Source organism: Bradyrhizobium sp. TM233, from assembly GCF_036247965.1.
Classification (GTDB): Bacteria; Pseudomonadota; Alphaproteobacteria; order Rhizobiales; family Xanthobacteraceae; genus Bradyrhizobium; species Bradyrhizobium ottawaense.
Genome location: NZ_BTIG01000007.1, coordinates 434940 through 452553, shown reverse-complemented (window position 1 = coordinate 452553; position 17614 = coordinate 434940). Strand labels below are relative to the sequence as shown.

The window sequence follows — 17614 nt, the reverse complement described above, 5'->3', positions numbered from 1 at the left end:
CCTTCGAACGCGCGGAGAGTGTTGCAGCGATGCAAGAGCGGAGATGGAATCGGCGAAAAATTGCCGCGTTGCGAACACCTCGTTCCTACTTTCGGCTGATGTCGCTCCGTCTGTTTCCGACAATGTCGCATGTTCGGCCGCGTTGAACCGTTTCAATCGGCGCGCAAGATGCGTTAAACTACGGAACTGGTGCATTTGAGTTTCAATACGCGAAACCCGGCAGAGAGATCAGAGAGAATAATGACCGCACAGGACAGCAAGCTCGGCGATACCGACGACAAGATCTTCGTCGGCAAGGGAGACGAGCAGGCATGGCTGACGCTGGCGCTCGCCAATCGCCACGGCCTCGTCACAGGTGCAACCGGAACCGGTAAGACCGTGACGCTGCAGGTGATGGCGGAAGGATTTGCGCGCGCCGGTGTTCCGGTCTTCGCCGCCGACATCAAGGGCGACCTCTCCGGCATCTCCGAGGTCGGCGAAGCCAAAGACTTCATCGTGAAGCGCGCCTCCGGAATGGGGCTGAATTTCCAGCCCGATCAGTTCTCGACGGTGTTCTGGGACGTGTTCGGCGAGCAGGGCCATCCGGTGCGCGCGACCGTCACGGAAATGGGGCCGCTTCTGCTCGCACGCATGCTCGACCTCAACGACGTGCAGGAAGGCGTGCTCAACGTCGCCTTCCGCGTCGCCGATGACGCCGGGCTGACCCTGATCGACATGAAGGATCTGCGCGCGCTGCTCGATGCCATCGTGCCCGATAGCGGGAAGAAGGGGGCGGACGCGGAGGAGGATCCGCTCGCAGCCATCCGCAAGGCCGCGCAGGGGTTCGGCAACGTCACCAAGGCCACCGTCGGCACCATCCAGCGCCAGCTCCTGGTGCTGGAGAACCAGGGCGGCACCAAATTCTTCGGCGAGCCGGCGCTGACGCTGAAGGACTTCATGAAGACCGACCGCGACGGCCGCGGCATGGTCAACATCCTGGTCGCCGACAAGCTGCTCCAGAACCCCAGGCTTTACGCGACATTCCTGCTGTGGATGTTGTCGGAGCTGTTCGAAGAGCTGCCCGAGGCCGGCGATCTGCCCAAGCCAAAGCTCGTGTTCTTCTTCGACGAGGCGCATCTGCTGTTCAACGATGCGCCCAAGGCGCTATTGGACAAGATCGAGCAGGTGGTCCGCCTGATCCGCTCCAAGGGCGTCGGCGTCTACTTCGTGACGCAAAACCCGGTCGACGTCCCCGACCGCGTGCTCGGACAGCTCGGTAACCGGGTGCAACACGCGCTGCGCGCCTTCACTCCGCGCGACCAGAAGGCGGTTGCCGCTGCGGCCCAGACCTTCCGACCCAACCCGAAGCTCGACACCGCCAAGGTGATCATGGAGCTCGGCAAGGGCGAGGCGCTGGTGTCCTTTCTCGAGGGCAACGGCACGCCGGCCATGGTCGAGCGAGTGCTGATCCGGCCGCCGTCGGCGCGCATCGGGCCGATCACGCCGGACGAGCGCAAGACGATCATGGCTGCAAGCCCGGTGAAGGGCAAATACGACACCGCGGTCGATGAGGAGTCCGCTTACGAGATGATCCAGAAGCGCATCGCCGGCACGGCGGCGACGGCCGACGGCTCAGCGAGCGGAAGCGGCGGCGGCCTTCTCGGCCAGATCGGCTCGATCGTCGGCACCATCTTCGGCACCAACGTCAAGCGCGGCCGCCTGTCGGCCGGCCAGGTCATTGCGCGGGACGTGACGCGATCGGTCACCAACCAGGTGATCGGCGGAATGGCCGCCAATATCGGCAAGTCGGTCGGCGGCCAGCTCGGTGGCTCGATCGGCCGCACGCTGGTCCGCGGCGCGCTCGGCGGATTGCTGCGGCGGTAGGCAGGCCGCTTTGGGCAATTCCGCGTGCCGTTGCCCGAGGCCACCACCGGTACAATTTCAGGTGAGGGGCTCTCCAAGCCTGCGCCGGTCTGCTACGTCCTGTTCGCCGCCGCACAGGACCACTCCGTGACCCCGCCCGCCCCGTTAGCCAAGCCTGACGCACCCAGACACCTGTCGCTGCGCGCGCCGCTCGACCTGCTGTTTCTGTTCTGCTGCGTCCTGCTCACCGCGGACGTGCTCGTTCCCGAGATCTTCGGCAGTGGCAAGACCAAGGATTATCCGCTGTGGTTCTGGGCCGGGCAGCAGGTCTTGCAGGGTGAGCCACTCTATCCCGCCACGGCCATCGAGTATTTCGAGTTCATCTATCCGCCGCTGCCGGCGATCCTGCTGGCGATCCCGAGCTGGTTCGGCAGCATCCCGCTCTATGTCGTTCTGTCGATCCTGAATGCCGTGGCGTGGTGGTACACCGGCACGTTCTCCCAGGTCATGGCCGGCTCGGGGCGCAGCCCCGGCCGCTGGCTGGAGGCGCTGCCCGCCGTCATCACTGTGCCCTTCGTGTTCGACATGTTCGACCTCGGCCAGCCGAACCTCGTCCTGCTGGCCATGATGCTCTACGGTTTCTGGAGCTTGCGGCATCAACGTCCCTGGCTTGCGGGCTTCATGTTCGCGCTCGCCGCTGCCATCAAGGTGTTTCCCGTCGCGGTTCTGCCGTATCTGGTCTGGCGGCGGAAATGGGCGGCGGCCGCCGCTACGGTCGCCTTCACCGGCATCCTTCTCTATGTCGTGCCGGCGCCGATCCGCGGCTTCGAGCGCAACGCGGCCGAGCTTGCGACCTGGTATCAGGGCATGGTCGGAACGAGCTCGGAAAAGGGCTTTGGCCAGCGTGACGAGCAGAACTGGTCGTGGGTCAACCAGTCCCTCATCGCCGTCACGCATCGCCTGGTCCGTCCGATCAACTTCAATCAGGAGGATCCCGGCAAGCCGCCGCGCACGATGAACATCATCGACGTCGATTACAGGACGGCGAACTGGATCGTGCTGGCGCTGTCGGCCTTGCTCGGACTCGGCTTCGTCGCGATCATGCCGCAGCAAGCGCGGCGAACGGCGCGCTCGGATGCCGAGGAGCTCGCCATCCTGTTCTGCCTGATCACGGTGGCCTCGCCTTTGGCGCGGCAATACTACTTCATGTGGCTGTTCTTCCCGATGACGGTGCTGATGCATCGCGCCGCTTTCGACGAACGGGCGAAGGTGCGCCTCGGAACCTGGCTCGCCCTCGGGGCCGCCGGCCTTCTCATGCTGCTGGCGCTGCCGTGGTTTCCAACTGTCCTCCAGGCCTGGGGCAACAATCTCCTGGCGACCGCCGTTCTTGTCGGTTGCCTCGTATGGCACATCCGCCATCCGCCCGTTGCCGCTGGCTCCGAGCCTGCGACGGCGCTAAAACCCGGTACCTCTTGAGACTCGAAAGTCAGGAATCCGACCATGGCCAATGCGCAGCTTCAATCCGTGCTCGACCACATCGACAAGGATTTCGACAACAGCCTGGAGCGCCTGTTCGCGCTGTTGCGGATCAAGTCGATCTCCGCCGATCCGGCCTTCGCCGGGGATTGCAAGGCGGCGGCCGAGCATCTCGCCAAGGACATCGCGAGCCTCGGCGTCGCCGCCGAAGTGAGGCCGACGGCCGGGCATCCCGCCATCGTCGGCAAGACCGGTGCCGGCGGACGGCCGCACGTGATCTTTTACGGCCATTACGACGTGCAGCCGGTCGACCCGCTCGATCTCTGGCACCGTCCGCCGTTCGAGCCCGTCGTCACCGATCATGCCGACGGCCGCAAGATCATCGTGGCGCGCGGTGCCGAGGACGACAAGGGCCAGGTGATGACGTTCGTCGAGGCCTGCCGCGCCTGGAAGAAGGTGACGGGCTCGCTGCCGGTCGACATCACCTTCCTGATCGAAGGCGAGGAGGAGGTCGGCTCGAAGAACTTCGTGCCCTTCATCGAGGCCAACAAGGACGAGTTCAAGGCCGACTACGTTTTGGTCTGCGACACCGGCATGTGGGACCGCAACACGCCGGCGATCACGACCTCGCTGCGCGGCCTGCTCTACGAAGAGCTGAAGATCACCGCCGCCAATCGCGATTTGCATTCCGGCGTGTTCGGCGGCAGCGCGATGAACCCGATCCGGGTGCTCACGAAAATTCTCGGCGGCCTGTTCGACGACGACAACCGCATCACCATTCCCGGCTTCTACGACGGCGTGAAGGATCTGCCGCCTGATATCCTGGAGCAGTGGAAGAAGCTCAATCTGACGCCGGAGATGTTCCTCAAGCCGATCGGCCTGTCGATCCCGGCCGGCGAGAAGGGGCGCCTCCTGATCGAGCAGGCATCATCGCGCCCGACCTGCGACGTCAACGGCATCTGGGGCGGCTATATCGGCGAGGGCTCCAAGACGGTGATCCCGTCGCATGCTTCGGCCAAGGTCTCGTTCCGCCTGGTCGAAGGGCAGGACCCGCAAAAGATCCGCAAGGCCTTCCGCGACTACGTGACGGCGCGTATTCCCGGCGACTGCAAGGTCGAGTTCGGCGACCATTCCGCCGCGCCAGCCGTCGCGCTCGACTGGAACATGAAGCCGCTTGCCGCTGCCAGCAAGGCGCTGACGGAGGAATGGGGCAAGGAGACCGTGCTGATGGGCTCCGGCGCCTCGATCCCGATCGTGGCCGACTTCAAGCGCACGCTCGGCCTCGACTCGCTGCTGGTCGGCTTCGGCCTCGACGACGACAACATCCACTCGCCGAACGAGAAGTACGATTTGCGCAGCTTCCAGAAGGGCATTCGTTCGTGGGCGAGAATTCTCGCCGCGTTGGCGGAGGTGAAGTAGGGCACGGTGCCGTAGCGAGCTGCCGTAGGGCGGGCAAAGGCGCGCAGCGCTGTGCCCACCATCTCTCAGTGATTATGAAAGAACGTGGGCACGCTCCGCTTTGCCCACCCTACGGCTCTGTTGTCGTGGCGGCCGCTGGCCAAAATAAAAACGCCGCCCGGAATTGGGCGGCGTTTCATTCCAAAAGGCGTAGAGGTTCGTTGGACGCTACCCTACACCAAATCCGGAAAATCTCAAGACCGGTAGCCCGGAAGCTCGCGGTCGAGCTTGCGGAGCAGCGGCGGCCACACGAGGTTGGTGGCGCGCAGCTCGGCGCGGTCGCGGTTGGCGAGCAGCTCGGTGTTCTTGTCGATCGCGGTCTCCTCGACCGGATAGACCGGCGTGCCGAGCGCGCGCGTGCGCACCTGCATCGAGCAGGCGCGCTCCAGGTGATACATGCGCTCGAAGGCGGAGGCGACCGAGCGGCCGACCGTGAGCGTGCCGTGATTGCGCAGCAGCATGTGGTTGTGGTCGCCGAGATCCTTCTGCAGCCGCGGCCGTTCGTCGTGGTCGAGCGCGATGCCTTCATAGTCGTGATAGGCGAGATCGTGGGTGACGAGCTGGGCGGTCTGGTTCAGCGGCAGCAGGCCTTCGGCGCTGCTCGACACCGCGGTGCCGTCGAGCGTGTGGAGGTGCAGCACGCAGATCGCGTCCTCGCGCACCTCGTGGATCGCCGAATGGATGGTGAAGCCCGCAGGGTTGATGCTGTATTCGCTCTCGGAGAGCTGGTTGCCGTGCAAATCGACCTTGACGAGGCTCGAGGCGGTGATCTCGTCGAACATCAGCCCGTAGGGGTTGATGAGAAAATGATGCTCGGGGCCGGGCACGCGCGCGGAGATGTGGGTGTCGACCAGATCGTCCCAGCCGTACAGCGCGACCAGGCGATAGCAGGCGGCGAGATTGACCCGTTGCTGCCACTCGGCCTCCGTCATGTCAGACGGCACTTCCTTCAGACGCGCTTCCGCTGGCGACATGGCTGATCTCTCCGAACATCGTTGTTGCGGGGCGGGAGCGTAGACGTGGTGGAAGCTGGCGGCAAGGCGCGTCGGGAGCGCGGCAGTCGCGCGTAGCCCGCATGGAGCGAATGCGGGGCCTTCCCGGATGTCGCTTCGCTCATCCGGGCTACGGCTTCGGAGAAAATTATTACGGCGCCGGGATCGACAGCAGGCTGGAAATGCTGCGGCCGCGGATGTCGTAGACGCGGGCGAACACCACGTCGTCGCGCTTGATCTCGACCATCACGGGCGCGGTGAGGCCCTTGCAGTAGAACTCGCCGAGCGTCATCGCGAAATCGGCCGCGTTGGAATCCCAGCCGATGGTGAAGTCGGGTCCGAGCGCGACCTGGGCCGGGCGCTGCGGACCGCAGACCGCGACCTTCCATTTGCGATTGGTCGGCGGCACTTCCTGGCGCTCGACGATCTGTTCGCGCAGCTCATCGGAGGCCTGCTTCAGCGCGAGACCCCAATAGTCCAGCATGAAGCGGTCGTCGGCGCCGCGCACGGTGCCGGCGATGTGGTTGAAGTGGGTGTACTGATAGGGATGCAGCCGGATCATCTCGGCGAGCGAGAGCGCGAGGCCAAAGCAGAACGTGGCGAGCACGACCGGCTGCCAGGTGCGGTGATTGGCGCGCAGGCGCTCCATGGCCCACGCGAAGGCGACGCCGCCGAGCACCGCCATCGGCGGGATCACGAAGACGAAATGGCGGATGCCGTTGTACAGCGCCGGCCGTTTCACCATCGCGATCGCGAGCGGCAGGGTTGCGGCGAGCGTCAGCATCAGCATGATGGTCTTGCGCCGCGCCGGCACCTCGCCTCGCGGCAGCATGGCGAAGGTGCTGACCACGGCGCCGCCCATCAGCACCAGCATCACCTCGGGCAGCTGCAGCGCGAACAGCGTCGGCAGATAGGACCAGGGCATGTCGGGCACGGACACGATCGCACCGTCGAACATCTCCTTCCACGGCTTCTCGAAGAAGTGCGAGAAGTAGGTCAGCGCCTCGAAGGGATTGCCGGGCTCCATGATCGACCACGGCCAGATCAGGCCCATCACGAGATAGCCGAACGCGAGGCCCGGCAGCAGCACGTAGACGACATGGGCGAAGCGGCGGACCGACTCGCGCAGGCCCTCGCTGCGCAGTTCCTCCAGGAACAGCGGGACGAAGCCGAGCATGGCGTAGACCAGCGCGAGCCCGCCGAGAATGCGGCAGCCGATCGAAAGGCCGGCACCCAGGCCGACGATCAGGATCGTGCGCGGAGACGGCTTGGGATATTCCTCGGCGAGCCGGACCAGGCCGAGCATCAGGATGATCATGGCCACCGCGAAGGGCGCGTCCTTCGGGTTCATGAACATGTGGCCGTAGAAGATCGGGCACAGCGCGAGCAGCAGCAGTGCGGCAAGACCGGCAAGGGGCCCGCCGATGCGGCGGCCGAGCCGCCACGTCACCGCAAGTCCGACCACGCCGACGATCGCGCCGAGCAAGCGTCGCGTCTCGAACAGTTCGAGCGGAATGACCTTGTGCAGGAGGGCCGCGACCATGTCGAAGCCGCCGCCATACATGTAGAGATTGGCGAAGGAGAGCGCTGCCGTGTCCTTGAAGCCGGAACCGAACATGCGCAGCAGCAAATCGGCATATTCGGCGTGGGTGTAGTCGTCCCAGCCGAGGCCGTAGTCGCGGAACGTAAGGCCCGCAATGACGGCCACCGCGGCTAGCACCAGCATGGCGAGATCGTCGCAAGTCCGTTCGACCGAGCGCCGCAGAGGCGTGTCGATCGCCGAAGTCGTGATGGATGTCATGGCTATCGGTGCCCCGGAATACCCTCTTGGCCCTGCTGGTGCGCGCGGGCCTGTTCCCCGGAATCCCTATAGCGCAGTTCCATTACCAAGTAATTGGGCATTATGGCTAAATTCCTGATGCGACGCAGCAATTCCGGTTACGTGAGAGCAGCCTAAGCAGTAGCGAGCCGTAGCTGAAGGGAATGTGAATAAGTCCCTGATTTCCTTCCCTTTAGGAACGCTGCCGACGATTCGTCGTTGGCGTGGAACACCGGATGACGGTATCGTGGCGTAGCGGTTGTCGCGTGTGGATGGCGACCGGGGGTGAGTTCGATGAATTTGGCATTGTTGATCGCGGGGATTTTCGCCGTCGTGGCGGGTCTCTTCGCGGTCATTTTCGGTCTGACGATTAGGGAGTTCAGCTTCGGCGGTACCCTCATAATCTCCGGCACCATCGGCGTCTGCTCCGGAATGTTACTGGTCGGCCTGCATCTCGTGCTGCTTGAGCTGAGGGGCCTCGCGCGCCGGCTGGCCGGTGCGCCGCCCGAGGTTCGGGTCAGGCCCGTGCTGCCGGGCCTCGCCGCATCAGGCGCCGCTGTGCCCGAGCCGACGCCTGCCGCGGCGGCCAGGATCGAGGGGAGGGGCGAAGGAAGGATCGAGCCGCCACCGCCACCACCACCCGTCGCAGGCCCGCCGCCGTGGCAGAGCGAAGCTGCCGCGCGCGAGCGTCCGCGCGTCGAGGTGCCGCCGGAGCCGGAAGCGCCGACGCCGCCCGCGGCTCCGGAAGCGCCGCGCCGGCGCAACCTGATGTTCGCCTCGACCTCACGCAAGGAGCGCGAGCGCGCGGAGGCGAAGACCACCGAGGGGGCGCCGCCGCCACATGCGGAGCCCGGTGAGGCCGCGGACATTCCGCCGGCAAGCTTTGACGATGCCTGGCCGAAGCCGGACCGCATGCGCCCGCCGGAGCCGCCGGCCGCCGCGCGCCGGCCTCCGCCGCGCTCGCCGTCGACCTTTGCCGAGACCGCCCCGCCTGCACCCGAACCGCCGCCGCCATCTGTCGAGCAGCCACCCGTCACCGTGCTCAAATCCGGCATCGTCGACGGCATGGCCTATTCGCTCTATTCCGACGGCTCGATCGAAGCGCAGATGCCGGAGGGCATGATGCGCTTTGCCTCGATCGACGAGTTGCGCGCCCATCTCGACCAGCGGTCCTAAGCTCTGCCGCGCAGCGGTCAAGCGCCGCAATCGTCGTCGCCTCGTCACTCGTCTTGTTTCAGCCGAACGAATTGTTGACACGGAAGAGTTCGGCGTCGTCTATCCCGTGAAGTGCAAGGTGCAGAGAGGGCGGGCCCATGTCGGATGCCGGGGCTAAGAATTTCATCGAGCTGACGGCGAGCATCGTGTCGGCCTATCTCGGCAACAATCCGACGCCTGCGGCGGAGATTCCGAACCTGATCAGCCAGGTGCATGGCGCATTGGTGCGGGTGTCGTCAGGCCGCACCGAGACCGCGCCGCTCGAGGCGGCCAAGCCGGCGGTCTCGCTGAAGAAGTCGATCGCGCCCGACTATCTGGTCTGCCTGGAAGACGGCAAGCGCTTCAAATCGCTGAAGCGCCATCTGCGCACGCAGTACAACATGACGCCGGAGCAATACCGCGAGAAATGGGGCCTGCCGGCCGACTACCCCATGGTCGCGCCGAACTATGCGGTGGCGCGCTCGCAATTGGCCAAGCAGATGGGCCTCGGACAGCAGCAGCGGAAGCGGAAGTAAACCAGACTTCGGATCTCGTAGGGTGGGCAAAGCGAAGCGTGCCCACCACTTTGACCGCGATTGACGAGAGATGGTGGGCACGGCGCAAGGGCGCCTTTTGCCCACCCTACGAGAGCTTCTTACGACGCCTCCGCGAGCGCCTCTTTCGCGTCGGTCTTGATGCGCTCGACCATCGAGCGCAGGCCGTTGGAGCGCTGCGGTGTCAGATGATCGCGAAAGCCGAACTCGTTGAACACCGCGATCGCGTCGGTATCGAGAATCTCCTGCGGCGTGCGGCCCGAATAGAGCGAGAGCACGATCGCGACCAGCCCGCGCACGATATGCGCGTCGCTGTCGCCGCGATATTTCAGGATCGGCGCGCCATTGCCGCGATCGACCAGCTTCTGCAGCCAGACCTGGCTGACGCAGCCATTCACCTTGTTCTCGGCGGAATGCTCGCCCTCGGGCATCGGTTCCAGGGTGCGGCCAAGCTCGATGACGTACCGGTAGCGGTCGTCCCACTCGTCCAGGAGCTCGAAATTGTCCCTGATTTCGTCGATCGTCGTCATCTGGCCCGTGTTCCCGCTTTCCGCCAATATAAGGATGCGAGGAGCCGAAATCGATAGGGTTTGGCGCTAATTCGCCGCCGCCGGGCCGCGCCATTCCAGCGCGAGGTCGTCCTGGCTCAGGGTATCGCGCGGCGCCTCGGTCGATGCGGCATCGCCTTCGCCGGCCATCGCGATCGAGCCGGTATGGTCGGGCGCCTTCTTCTCGTTCTTGTCGTTCTTCTCGTTCTTGTCGTTGGAGATATGCTCTTTCTTGTCGTTGATGATCTGGTAGATCTTGCGGGCGCCGTCCTGGGCGCGCTGGCCGATGATGGTCGCGGCCTGTCCGCCGACCTCGCAGGCCGCCGGCTGGCGCTTGCAGAACTGGGTCATGTCGGAGACAGCCGCAGTCGCAGCCTGCACCGCGTCGGCGGCACCGATCTGCGGCAGCTTCTCCGATTCGGGCGTCTTGTCCCTGGGCAGGAGCACCAGCACCAACCCGAGCCAGAATGTGATGCGGAGCAGAAAGCGCATCTTATCGACCTGTTCGTTAGATCCCGTCCGCGGCGATGGTCCGCGCGCGTTTCGACCTAGCAACTCTCGATAAATCGCAAGTGATTGCCTTGAGCTTAATTCGCGGAAAATTTACGCAAAATTCTTCGAGATCGACGGTGTCGTAAATTTTCGATTGACGCCGCCGCCCGTGATTTTGGAGGCACGCATATCCACCAATTCGAAACCATGCTGGGATGCGTGAAACCCTGTGTTCACCATCCTCGCTGAAGACGTCGCCAAATCGTCTAAAAAGCCTCGCGATGTCCCGGCGTTCGGCCGCACACCGAGCCGCCTTAGCACTCGTTTAAGGTCGCTCTGACACGGTGGCTCAACGACAAGGAGGCGTTCCGGCGCGTCTTCCAGAGACGATTGAGCCGAAGCGCGAGACCCGTGACAGTTTTGAGTATCATCCGCGATTGTCTCGATGCACTGCTGCATCCCTCCGCGCGTTACGATGCGCTGATGCGGGCGCGTCATCGTGCCTTCATGGCGCCGCGGCTGCTCGGCAGCCTGGCCGCCTTTGCCGCATTCCCGGTCTATCTCGCCATGCGTGGCGCGCCGAGCGCGGTCGAGGTCGCCGCGTTCGCCTGGCTGATCGCGCCGATCCTGCTGTCCTGGTTCCTGTCGCGCACCGGCCGCTATGAAGGCGCGCATGTGCTGTCGTCGCTGGCGCTCGCCGGCCTGATCATGGCGATCGCGGGCACCACGGGCGGCATCGAATCATTCGCCGCGGTCTGGCTGGTCGTGGTTCCCCTCGAAGCCGCGCTGTCGGCCTCGCGCCGCGTCGCGGCCTTTGCATCCTTGCTCGCGCTGGCCTGTGCGGGACTCCTGATCCTCGTCGGCCAGCTCGGCTGGCCACCGGTTGCAGACACCAGCGCCGCGGAACGCGGCGTGCTGATGGCGTGCGGCGTCGTCTCGGCAACACTCTATGCCGCCGGCCTTGCCTTCGGCGCGGAATCGCTCGCGCGCACCAGCGTTGCGCTGCTGTCGCGCGAGGAGGAGCGCTATCGCCTGCTGGCCCGCAACATGAGCGACGTCGTCTCGCGGCATCAGCGCAACGGTGCGGTGCAGTTCATCTCGCCGGCGGCGGAAGCCATGCTCGGGATGCCGGTGGCTCAACTGCTGGGGCATGGCCTGTTCGACCGCGTCCATGTCGCCGATCGCCCGGCCTATCTCACCGCGCTCTCCGATGCCGCGCGCGGCGACGTGCGCAGCATCGAGTTCCGGCTGCGGCGTGAGCCCGACGGTTCGGAGCGCGGCCAGGTCGATTTCCTCTGGGTCGAGATGCGCTGCCGCCCGCTCGACCGGGATATCGGCCAGAATCCCCATAGCGACGTCACGCGCGAGGCCGAGGTCGTCGCCGTGATGCGCGACGTCACCGACCACAAGCTGTCCGAGCAGGCGCTGGATCAGGCGCGCAGCGCCGCGGAAGCTGCCGATGCCGCCAAGACGCGCTTCCTCGCTACCATGAGCCACGAGCTGCGCACGCCGCTGAACGCCATCATCGGCTTCTCCGAGATGATCGCGCAGGAGCAGACCCTGATGCTGGGTGCGGCCCAGCGCCAGGAATACGCGCAGCTCATCAACGATTCCGGCCAGCACCTGTTGTCGGTCGTCAACGGCATCCTGGACATGTCGAAGATGGAGTCGGGCAATTTCGAGATCGCGTCCGAGCCGTTCGCGCCGCGCGCCTCGCTGCTGCATTGCTGCAATCTCTTGGCGCTGAAGGCGCGGGAGAACGGCATCGATCTCATCACCGATGCGCCGCAGGATCTGCCCGTCATGACCGGTGATCCCAGGGCGTTCAAGCAGATCGTGCTCAATCTCGTCGCCAACGCCATCAAGTTCACCGAGCGCGGCGGTCAGGTCTCGGTGACCGCTTCGGTGTCGGATTCGCAGCTGACGCTGCGCATCAGCGACACCGGCGTCGGCATTGCGCCCGACGATCTCAAGCGCATCGGCGCGCCGTTCTTCCAGGCGGGCAAGACCTATCAGCGCCGTCACGAGGGAACCGGTCTCGGACTTTCGATCGTGAAGAGTCTCGTGGCGTTGCATCTCGGCGAATTGACGGTACAAAGCAGGTTGGGAGAGGGCACCGCCGTCACCGTCAGGCTGCCGCTCGTCTACACGCCGCCGCAAGTCAAGCCGGCCGAGAGCAAGGTCGCGACGCTGACGCCGGTGCTGCGCCAGGATCTTCAAGACCAAACTCACGACCAGTCTCAGGACCAACCCGCTCTGGTGAAGAAAAGTGCCTAGGAAGTCTACCAAGGACGAAGCCGCTCCGCGCCGCCGTGGCGCCAAGGCCGCGGTTGTCGATGTCGAGACCGAGCGTAACCTCGTGATCCGCGTGCTGCTGCACAGCCCCAAGGACACGCTGGCCGGTCTCGTCGCCGTCGCCGCGATCGGCGCGATCGTTGCCAATGCGCTGTTCCTGCAGACCGGCCGGCATCCGGCGCCGATGTTCGGCACCGTGATCAATCTTCCCGCACCGTCCTCCGTGGCGCTGTCGAATCCCTTGCCGCGTCCGCGCCCCGTCGGTGCCGATACGTCGCCGCTGGAGCCGCGCGCGACCGAGTTCCGCGCCGAGCCCAAACCTGCCGAGCGAGCCGCCGAGAAGCCGCCGGAGAAACCCGTCGAGGCGACCGCATCGACGCCGCGCGCGGGCAGTGATCCCATGACCAATCTGGTCAAGGCGACGACCTCGACGCCGCCGTCGGCCATGCGTCCGCCGGCGCCGATTCCCGTGCCGCAGAGCCCGGCCGCACGGCGTATCGCCGGCGTGCAGCGCGCGCTGTCCGAATATGGCTACGGGAATTTGAAGATCACGGGCACGATGAGCGGCGAGACCCAGTCCGCGATCCAGAAGTTCGAGCGCGAGCACAAGATGCAGGTCACCGGCCAGCTGTCCGACCGGCTGCTGCGCGAGCTCGGCGCTGCGATCGGCCATCCTGTCGAGTAGCCTCACCGCCCCCTGTCATTGACGCCGATCAATTCCGGGCATCGCGCGCCGGCAAGCCTGGCCGCGTCCAGCAGGCGCGATTTGCTTGGGATCAATGACGGCCGACGGCTTCGGGGAACATGATCGCTCATCTTCAACGAAGAAGAGAGGTTGTCATGTTCAAGGTCTCGGTTCTGGTCTGGATCATGCTGGGTACGGTGCTGGCGGGCGTCAGTCTGATCGTCGTGCTGATGGTGCCGAGCTTCGCCGCCGACGCCATCAGGAACATCCCCTATGCGGTCGCCGTGGGATTCGCACTTGCAATGCCGCTGTCATACCTCGTTGCGCGCCAGATCAACGGCGGGCAAGGTGTAAGCAAGGCGTGACAATCGGACGCTGAGACTGGCGGCGCGCGTCACGCTGGCCTATCGTTCGACTCATGCGTTTGAAATCCAACATATGGGTGGCGGCTTACCTGCGCCGTTGCCAGACCGAAGGCGTGTTCGGCGCGGTACGCCGTCGCGGTGCCGAGGAGGCGGGCGCGGTGTTCGTGAAAGTGTCGCTGCTCGACGGCCATGCGATGCTCTACGCGCCGGCGCCGCAGACCTCTTACGACGACGGCCGCCCCGTCGATCGCTTCTTCGTGCCGGTGGCGCCGCAAGCCCTGCCGGAGCACACGATCGAGGAACGGCTGACGAAGGAAATCCGCTTCGATCCGGACGCCTGGATCGTCGAGACCGAGGATCGTGCCGGACGGCATTTCCTTGAGCTGGCGAAGACGTAGCTGCGGCTCCACCGTGTCCCGGACAAGCGGCGACGCGTCAGCGTTGCCGTGCAGAGCCGGGCCCCAGAAGGCGGCATCAACGAAGGCGGAGAGATGGGCCCCGGCTCAGCAGCGCATCGTCGAGGGGCGCTGCGCTGCGTCCGGGGCACGACTGCGCGCTGCGCTCGCAATGACGAGCTTGGGGAGATGCCGCGCGCCTCACGCTCAGCGTCAGCGGGTTTCAGCGCTCCGATGATCCGTCGGTGCCGGTGCGGCGCGGCGGCATTGCGCCGGGCTGCACGCCCGGCCGGGTCTGGCTTGCGCCCGCGCGGGCGCGCTGGCGTTCGCCGTCATGAAGTGACGACTGGTACTTTGCGCGGGTGACGGCGAGCGTCGAGCCGCGCCAGGCCGCCAGCATCACCAGCGCCGAGCGGTCGCTGAGGCGGTCGTAGAGCCGCGACAACCGGTACACCTCGTTCACGGACGTGCCGATCTCCGGCTTGAAGAACAGCAGGATGCGCTGGAAGTTCGGGCTCGGCATGTCGAGCGCGCGCGCGGCGACCGCGAGCGCTTCGCCGCCGGCATCGTCGACGATCTGGGCCGCGACGCGCGAGGGCAGGATCAGGCTGTCGCCGAGCTCGAGGGTGAAGTTCTCGACATCGCCCGCGATCGCCGCCATCTCCAGGATCTGAATCGCGCGCTTGGCGCGCACGGTCGGAATGCGGGGCGCGGCCTTCAGCGGGGTCTGCGCCAGATTGTGCAGGATCAGCGCGCGCTCGGAGGAGCCGGCGCGGAAGAACATGTCGTGGATCTCGGCGGCGTCTTTCGGCTGCATCGCCATGTTCGCGGCCATGCGCAGCTCGGCGTCGGTCGGCGTGCGGGCCGGCGCGGGGGCGGGTGCGGGCATGGGGATCTCGCGGGTGAGCGGAACCCTGCGGCCTTCCTGGGCTGCGACCAGGCCGAGCTTCTGCAAGACCGGGACAGGCGTCGCCGGATAGATCGCGAGCTTGGCCTTGATGGCCGCGCGCGTGGCATCGTCGACCTGGTCGATCAGCCGCGTTGCAAGCTCGGTGAACTGGCGCTGCTCGTCGTCGCTGTGGACGCGCGTCTGCACATAGAGGTCGGTCAGCACGCGCAACAGCGTCGGCCGAACATCGACGCCTTCGCGACGGGACAGCGACATCAGCCCGTCGAATCCGGGAAACAGCGACTTGGTCATGGAGAGATACGCGACCTGGAAGAGATACTCGTCGCCAGCCTATCGCAGGCTCCTTTAAAGGCTCGTTAAGGAAAACGAGGCGTGAAGCCGAACGCTCGATTTGAAGCGATCTCGTGCCGCAAGGGGACGTCGCGGCCGGCCCGTGCGGTTACGGTCCGACCGCGACGTTTACACCCCGTTAACCATGAACTGATCTTAATGAATGCATGTTGCATGAGCGCGCTCGGTCGCGCGGCAATTGAAGAGAGCTGACATGGGGACCATCATTGAATTTCCGGCCGGTCGCCGGGTGGGCTCGTCGGGGGATGTCGCTCCGCGCGCGGACATGGGAACGATCCTGATCCTTCCCGTCATCCGTATCGAGCGCGAGGCAGACGAAACCAGCGGCGATCACGGGCCGGAGCAGGGCACAGCGCCGGGGCGCCGTCGTCGCCGTCGCTGATTCCGGGCCTTTGCAATGCCGGACACCATCCGCCAGATCCGGTCTGTCCGATCGGCCGTCCTGTTGACGCTGCTTGGCGCTGCGCTCGGTGCCTGTAGCGGCGGCGATTTCGGCCGCACCCGCGCCGACATGCGCAGCGACGACATGCATCGCTGGCTCGGCGCGGAAGTCACCTCCAGCGTCGGCCTGAGGCCTTCGCAATTCCAGCTCACCGACGAGGAGCGCCAGCTGCGCGACCTCGCCTATCCCATGATCGAGCCGCCGCTGTCGCGCCCCGCCTGGAAGAGCGTGTTCGGCGACTACAAGGCGATGCCGTCACCCTGGCGGCAGAAGATCGTGTTCGACCGCACCATGTACGGCCGCACGCTGATCGACGAGCCGCACCGCTCGCATTCCTCGCGCTATGCGCAGCTGATCGAGGACGTCCGCAACGACATCACCCGCTTCGAGCCGTTCTTCGCATCCGCGATCCGCGTCATCGACCTCGACAGGAAGCGCAACGCCAGCATGGCGCGCGTCTCCGCGCTCTCGCCGAGAGAGAGGGACGACGCGGTGGCGCGCATGCAGGAGAACTCGCTGATCGTGCAGTGGGTGCAGCAATGCCTGGAGCAGCGCATCTCGTCCTATCGCTGGGCACTGGAGCGCCTGGTGATCCAGGCCCCCGACGGCATGGCCGCCGATGCCGACCGCCTGATCGGCGAGCTCGCCGCCCAGACCGCCAATCCGCCGGTCCAGGCACAACCGCCCTATGGGCGCGCGGTGGTTTCGAAGGGCTGAGCAGAAAAGACGCTTCGGCGGCACGTATTGAGCGGTCGGAGCCGTCAGCCCGTCGACTTGACTCTCGATCGGCTTGAAGCCGGGCCGGCAACCGCGACCTCCCGCGTGATCCACTCGGCGAAGACGCGGATCGGTCGCCGCTGCTGGCTCGCGCGCGGGAACACCAGATGGTGGCCGATATAGCGGATGTCGACGGAGCGTCCGGCGAGGGGGGCAACCAGCCGCCTTGTGGCGATCTCGCGTTCGGCAAGCCGGGTTGACTCCAGCGTCACGCCGAGGCCGCTCGACGCCATCGCGATCGCCAGGAAGCTGCGATCGAAGCGCATGCCATGAATGGCAGGCGCCTCGAGCCCGTTGGCGGTGAACCATTGGTGCCACTGCACCTGCTTCACTTCCGAGCGGATCAGCACCTGATCGAGCAGGTCCTTCGGCTTGCGGATTTTCTTCGCGATCTCGGGCGTGCAGAGCGGCGTCACGGTCTCTTCGCCGAGCGGAATGACCTCGACTCCCTCGGCTCTCGGCTGCCCGTAGACGATGTCGATGTCGAAATCGTCGTTGCTGAACCGGGCATATTCCGTGCTGGCGGCGAGCCGGACCTCGAGCTGGGGCTCTGCGGCCATGAAGCGGGCAAGGCGCGGGGCGAGCCACTGCGCGGCAAAGCTCGGCGCGCAGTGCACTCTCAGCAATTGCGGGCCGCGGCCCGCGACCTCTTCGATCCCGCGGCGCAGATTGTCGAAGGCGGCGCCGGCATGACGCATCAGGTTCTCGCCCGCCGGCGTCAGACGGACGGCGCGGGCGCTCCGCTCGAACAATATCGTGCCCATCGCGCTTTCGAGCTTGCGGATGGCGTGGCTCACCGCGCTCGGCGTCAAATGAAGTTCGTTCGCCGCATCCCGGAACGAGCCGGTGCGTGCGGCCGCCTCGAACGCGCGGATGGACGATATCGGAATACTGGACAGCAGCATCCGACGAGTGAACCAAATTCACCTATGCAAGACAACAGCGCGTTTGTCAGAAACGAGGCAGGGGCATAATCAACGGGTCAAGAACAGTGGCGCCGTCGGTGCCGGCAACAGCCA

Annotated in this window: 17 protein-coding genes; 11 read left to right on the top strand and 6 right to left on the bottom strand. The window is 65.6% G+C overall.

Features of this window, described 5'->3' with window-relative positions:
- Positions 1-240 precede the first annotated feature (240 nt).
- The 3 genes from AABA86_RS16750 to AABA86_RS16740 all read left to right on the top strand — a co-directional run bounded on the left by AABA86_RS16750 (position 241) and on the right by AABA86_RS16740 (position 4737).
- On the top strand, positions 241-1863 hold the full coding sequence (locus AABA86_RS16750; protein ID WP_338307573.1) for a helicase HerA-like domain-containing protein: 1623 nt from the start codon (positions 241-243) through the stop codon (positions 1861-1863).
- Between the two features lie 126 nt (positions 1864-1989).
- On the top strand, positions 1990-3318 hold the full coding sequence (locus AABA86_RS16745; RefSeq protein WP_338307733.1) for a glycosyltransferase family 87 protein: 1329 nt from the start codon (positions 1990-1992) through the stop codon (positions 3316-3318).
- A 24-nt stretch (positions 3319-3342) separates the two neighbouring features.
- Complete coding sequence (locus AABA86_RS16740) at positions 3343-4737, top strand: M20/M25/M40 family metallo-hydrolase (RefSeq protein ID WP_338307572.1); 1395 nt, start codon at positions 3343-3345, stop codon at positions 4735-4737.
- 233 nt (positions 4738-4970) lie between these two features.
- Here AABA86_RS16740 and AABA86_RS16735 read toward each other — a convergent pair whose 3' ends face one another.
- A complete protein-coding gene (locus AABA86_RS16735) occupies positions 4971-5750 on the bottom strand; it encodes a class II aldolase/adducin family protein (RefSeq protein WP_100177703.1) in 780 nt (259 codons plus the stop codon).
- 169 nt (positions 5751-5919) lie between these two features.
- Complete coding sequence (locus tag AABA86_RS16730) at positions 5920-7569, bottom strand: glycosyltransferase family 39 protein (RefSeq protein WP_338307571.1); 1650 nt, start codon at positions 7567-7569, stop codon at positions 5920-5922.
- 312 nt (positions 7570-7881) lie between these two features.
- Here AABA86_RS16730 and AABA86_RS16725 point away from each other — a divergent pair, with 312 nt between their 5' ends.
- Positions 7882-8763, top strand: a complete 882-nt coding sequence (locus tag AABA86_RS16725; RefSeq protein ID WP_338307570.1) for a DUF308 domain-containing protein — start codon at positions 7882-7884, stop codon at positions 8761-8763.
- Between the two features lie 137 nt (positions 8764-8900).
- Positions 8901-9317, top strand: a complete 417-nt coding sequence (locus AABA86_RS16720) for a MucR family transcriptional regulator (protein WP_212251434.1) — start codon at positions 8901-8903, stop codon at positions 9315-9317.
- Between the two features lie 119 nt (positions 9318-9436).
- Here AABA86_RS16720 and AABA86_RS16715 read toward each other — a convergent pair whose 3' ends face one another.
- A complete protein-coding gene (locus AABA86_RS16715; RefSeq protein ID WP_338307569.1) occupies positions 9437-9865 on the bottom strand; it encodes a SufE family protein in 429 nt (142 codons plus the stop codon).
- A gap of 66 nt (positions 9866-9931) precedes the next feature.
- Positions 9932-10375 carry a DUF5330 domain-containing protein gene (locus tag AABA86_RS16710; protein ID WP_338307568.1) on the bottom strand — a complete coding sequence of 148 codons (444 nt, stop codon included), beginning with the start codon at positions 10373-10375 and terminating at the stop codon, positions 9932-9934.
- 411 nt (positions 10376-10786) lie between these two features.
- Between AABA86_RS16710 and AABA86_RS16705 the strand changes: the two genes are divergently transcribed.
- From AABA86_RS16705 to AABA86_RS16690, 4 genes are all read left to right on the top strand, one after another.
- The gene (locus AABA86_RS16705) at positions 10787-12652 is read left to right on the top strand and encodes a PAS domain-containing sensor histidine kinase (protein ID WP_338307567.1); all 1866 of its coding nucleotides are present in this window, start codon (positions 10787-10789) and stop codon (positions 12650-12652) included.
- Positions 12645-13355, top strand: a complete 711-nt coding sequence (locus tag AABA86_RS16700; RefSeq protein ID WP_338307566.1) for a peptidoglycan-binding domain-containing protein — start codon at positions 12645-12647, stop codon at positions 13353-13355. Before AABA86_RS16705 ends, AABA86_RS16700 begins: the two co-directional genes overlap by 8 nt.
- Before the next feature lie 155 nt (positions 13356-13510).
- The gene (locus AABA86_RS16695) at positions 13511-13720 is read left to right on the top strand and encodes a hypothetical protein (protein WP_028142952.1); all 210 of its coding nucleotides are present in this window, start codon (positions 13511-13513) and stop codon (positions 13718-13720) included.
- Positions 13721-13773: 53 nt separating this feature from the next.
- Positions 13774-14118: a DUF1491 family protein gene (locus AABA86_RS16690; protein ID WP_212251444.1), complete on the top strand. Its 345-nt coding sequence runs from the start codon at positions 13774-13776 to the stop codon at positions 14116-14118.
- A 220-nt stretch (positions 14119-14338) separates the two neighbouring features.
- Here AABA86_RS16690 and AABA86_RS16685 read toward each other — a convergent pair whose 3' ends face one another.
- A complete protein-coding gene (locus tag AABA86_RS16685) occupies positions 14339-15316 on the bottom strand; it encodes a DUF2336 domain-containing protein (protein WP_338307565.1) in 978 nt (325 codons plus the stop codon).
- Positions 15317-15569: 253 nt separating this feature from the next.
- On the opposite strand from AABA86_RS16685, the gene AABA86_RS16680 reads away from it, so the two are divergent.
- Together AABA86_RS16680 and AABA86_RS16675 are read left to right on the top strand one after the other, a co-directional pair.
- Positions 15570-15758, top strand: coding sequence for a hypothetical protein (locus AABA86_RS16680; RefSeq protein ID WP_018315770.1), 189 nt, complete (start codon positions 15570-15572; stop codon positions 15756-15758).
- Between the two features lie 15 nt (positions 15759-15773).
- Positions 15774-16535, top strand: coding sequence for a hypothetical protein (locus AABA86_RS16675; protein ID WP_212251448.1), 762 nt, complete (start codon positions 15774-15776; stop codon positions 16533-16535).
- A 44-nt stretch (positions 16536-16579) separates the two neighbouring features.
- Here the strand turns inward: AABA86_RS16675 and AABA86_RS16670 are convergent, their stop codons facing one another.
- Positions 16580-17497 (bottom strand): LysR substrate-binding domain-containing protein, encoded by a 918-nt coding sequence (locus AABA86_RS16670; protein WP_212251526.1) that lies wholly within the window; start codon positions 17495-17497, stop codon positions 16580-16582.
- Positions 17498-17614 lie beyond the last annotated feature (117 nt).

Coding starts and splice junctions, on each gene's coding strand:
- AABA86_RS16750 (WP_338307573.1), top strand. CDS start 241: ATGACCGCACAGGACAGCAAGCTCGGCGATACCGACGACAAGATCTTC.
- AABA86_RS16740 (WP_338307572.1), top strand. CDS start 3,343: ATGGCCAATGCGCAGCTTCAATCCGTGCTCGACCACATCGACAAGGAT.
- AABA86_RS16735 (WP_100177703.1), bottom strand. CDS start 5,750: ATGTCGCCAGCGGAAGCGCGTCTGAAGGAAGTGCCGTCTGACATGACG.
- AABA86_RS16730 (WP_338307571.1), bottom strand. CDS start 7,569: ATGACATCCATCACGACTTCGGCGATCGACACGCCTCTGCGGCGCTCG.
- AABA86_RS16725 (WP_338307570.1), top strand. CDS start 7,882: ATGAATTTGGCATTGTTGATCGCGGGGATTTTCGCCGTCGTGGCGGGT.
- AABA86_RS16720 (WP_212251434.1), top strand. CDS start 8,901: ATGTCGGATGCCGGGGCTAAGAATTTCATCGAGCTGACGGCGAGCATC.
- AABA86_RS16715 (WP_338307569.1), bottom strand. CDS start 9,865: ATGACGACGATCGACGAAATCAGGGACAATTTCGAGCTCCTGGACGAG.
- AABA86_RS16710 (WP_338307568.1), bottom strand. CDS start 10,375: ATGCGCTTTCTGCTCCGCATCACATTCTGGCTCGGGTTGGTGCTGGTG.
- AABA86_RS16695 (WP_028142952.1), top strand. CDS start 13,511: ATGTTCAAGGTCTCGGTTCTGGTCTGGATCATGCTGGGTACGGTGCTG.
- AABA86_RS16690 (WP_212251444.1), top strand. CDS start 13,774: ATGCGTTTGAAATCCAACATATGGGTGGCGGCTTACCTGCGCCGTTGC.
- AABA86_RS16685 (WP_338307565.1), bottom strand. CDS start 15,316: ATGACCAAGTCGCTGTTTCCCGGATTCGACGGGCTGATGTCGCTGTCC.
- AABA86_RS16680 (WP_018315770.1), top strand. CDS start 15,570: ATGGGGACCATCATTGAATTTCCGGCCGGTCGCCGGGTGGGCTCGTCG.
- AABA86_RS16675 (WP_212251448.1), top strand. CDS start 15,774: ATGCCGGACACCATCCGCCAGATCCGGTCTGTCCGATCGGCCGTCCTG.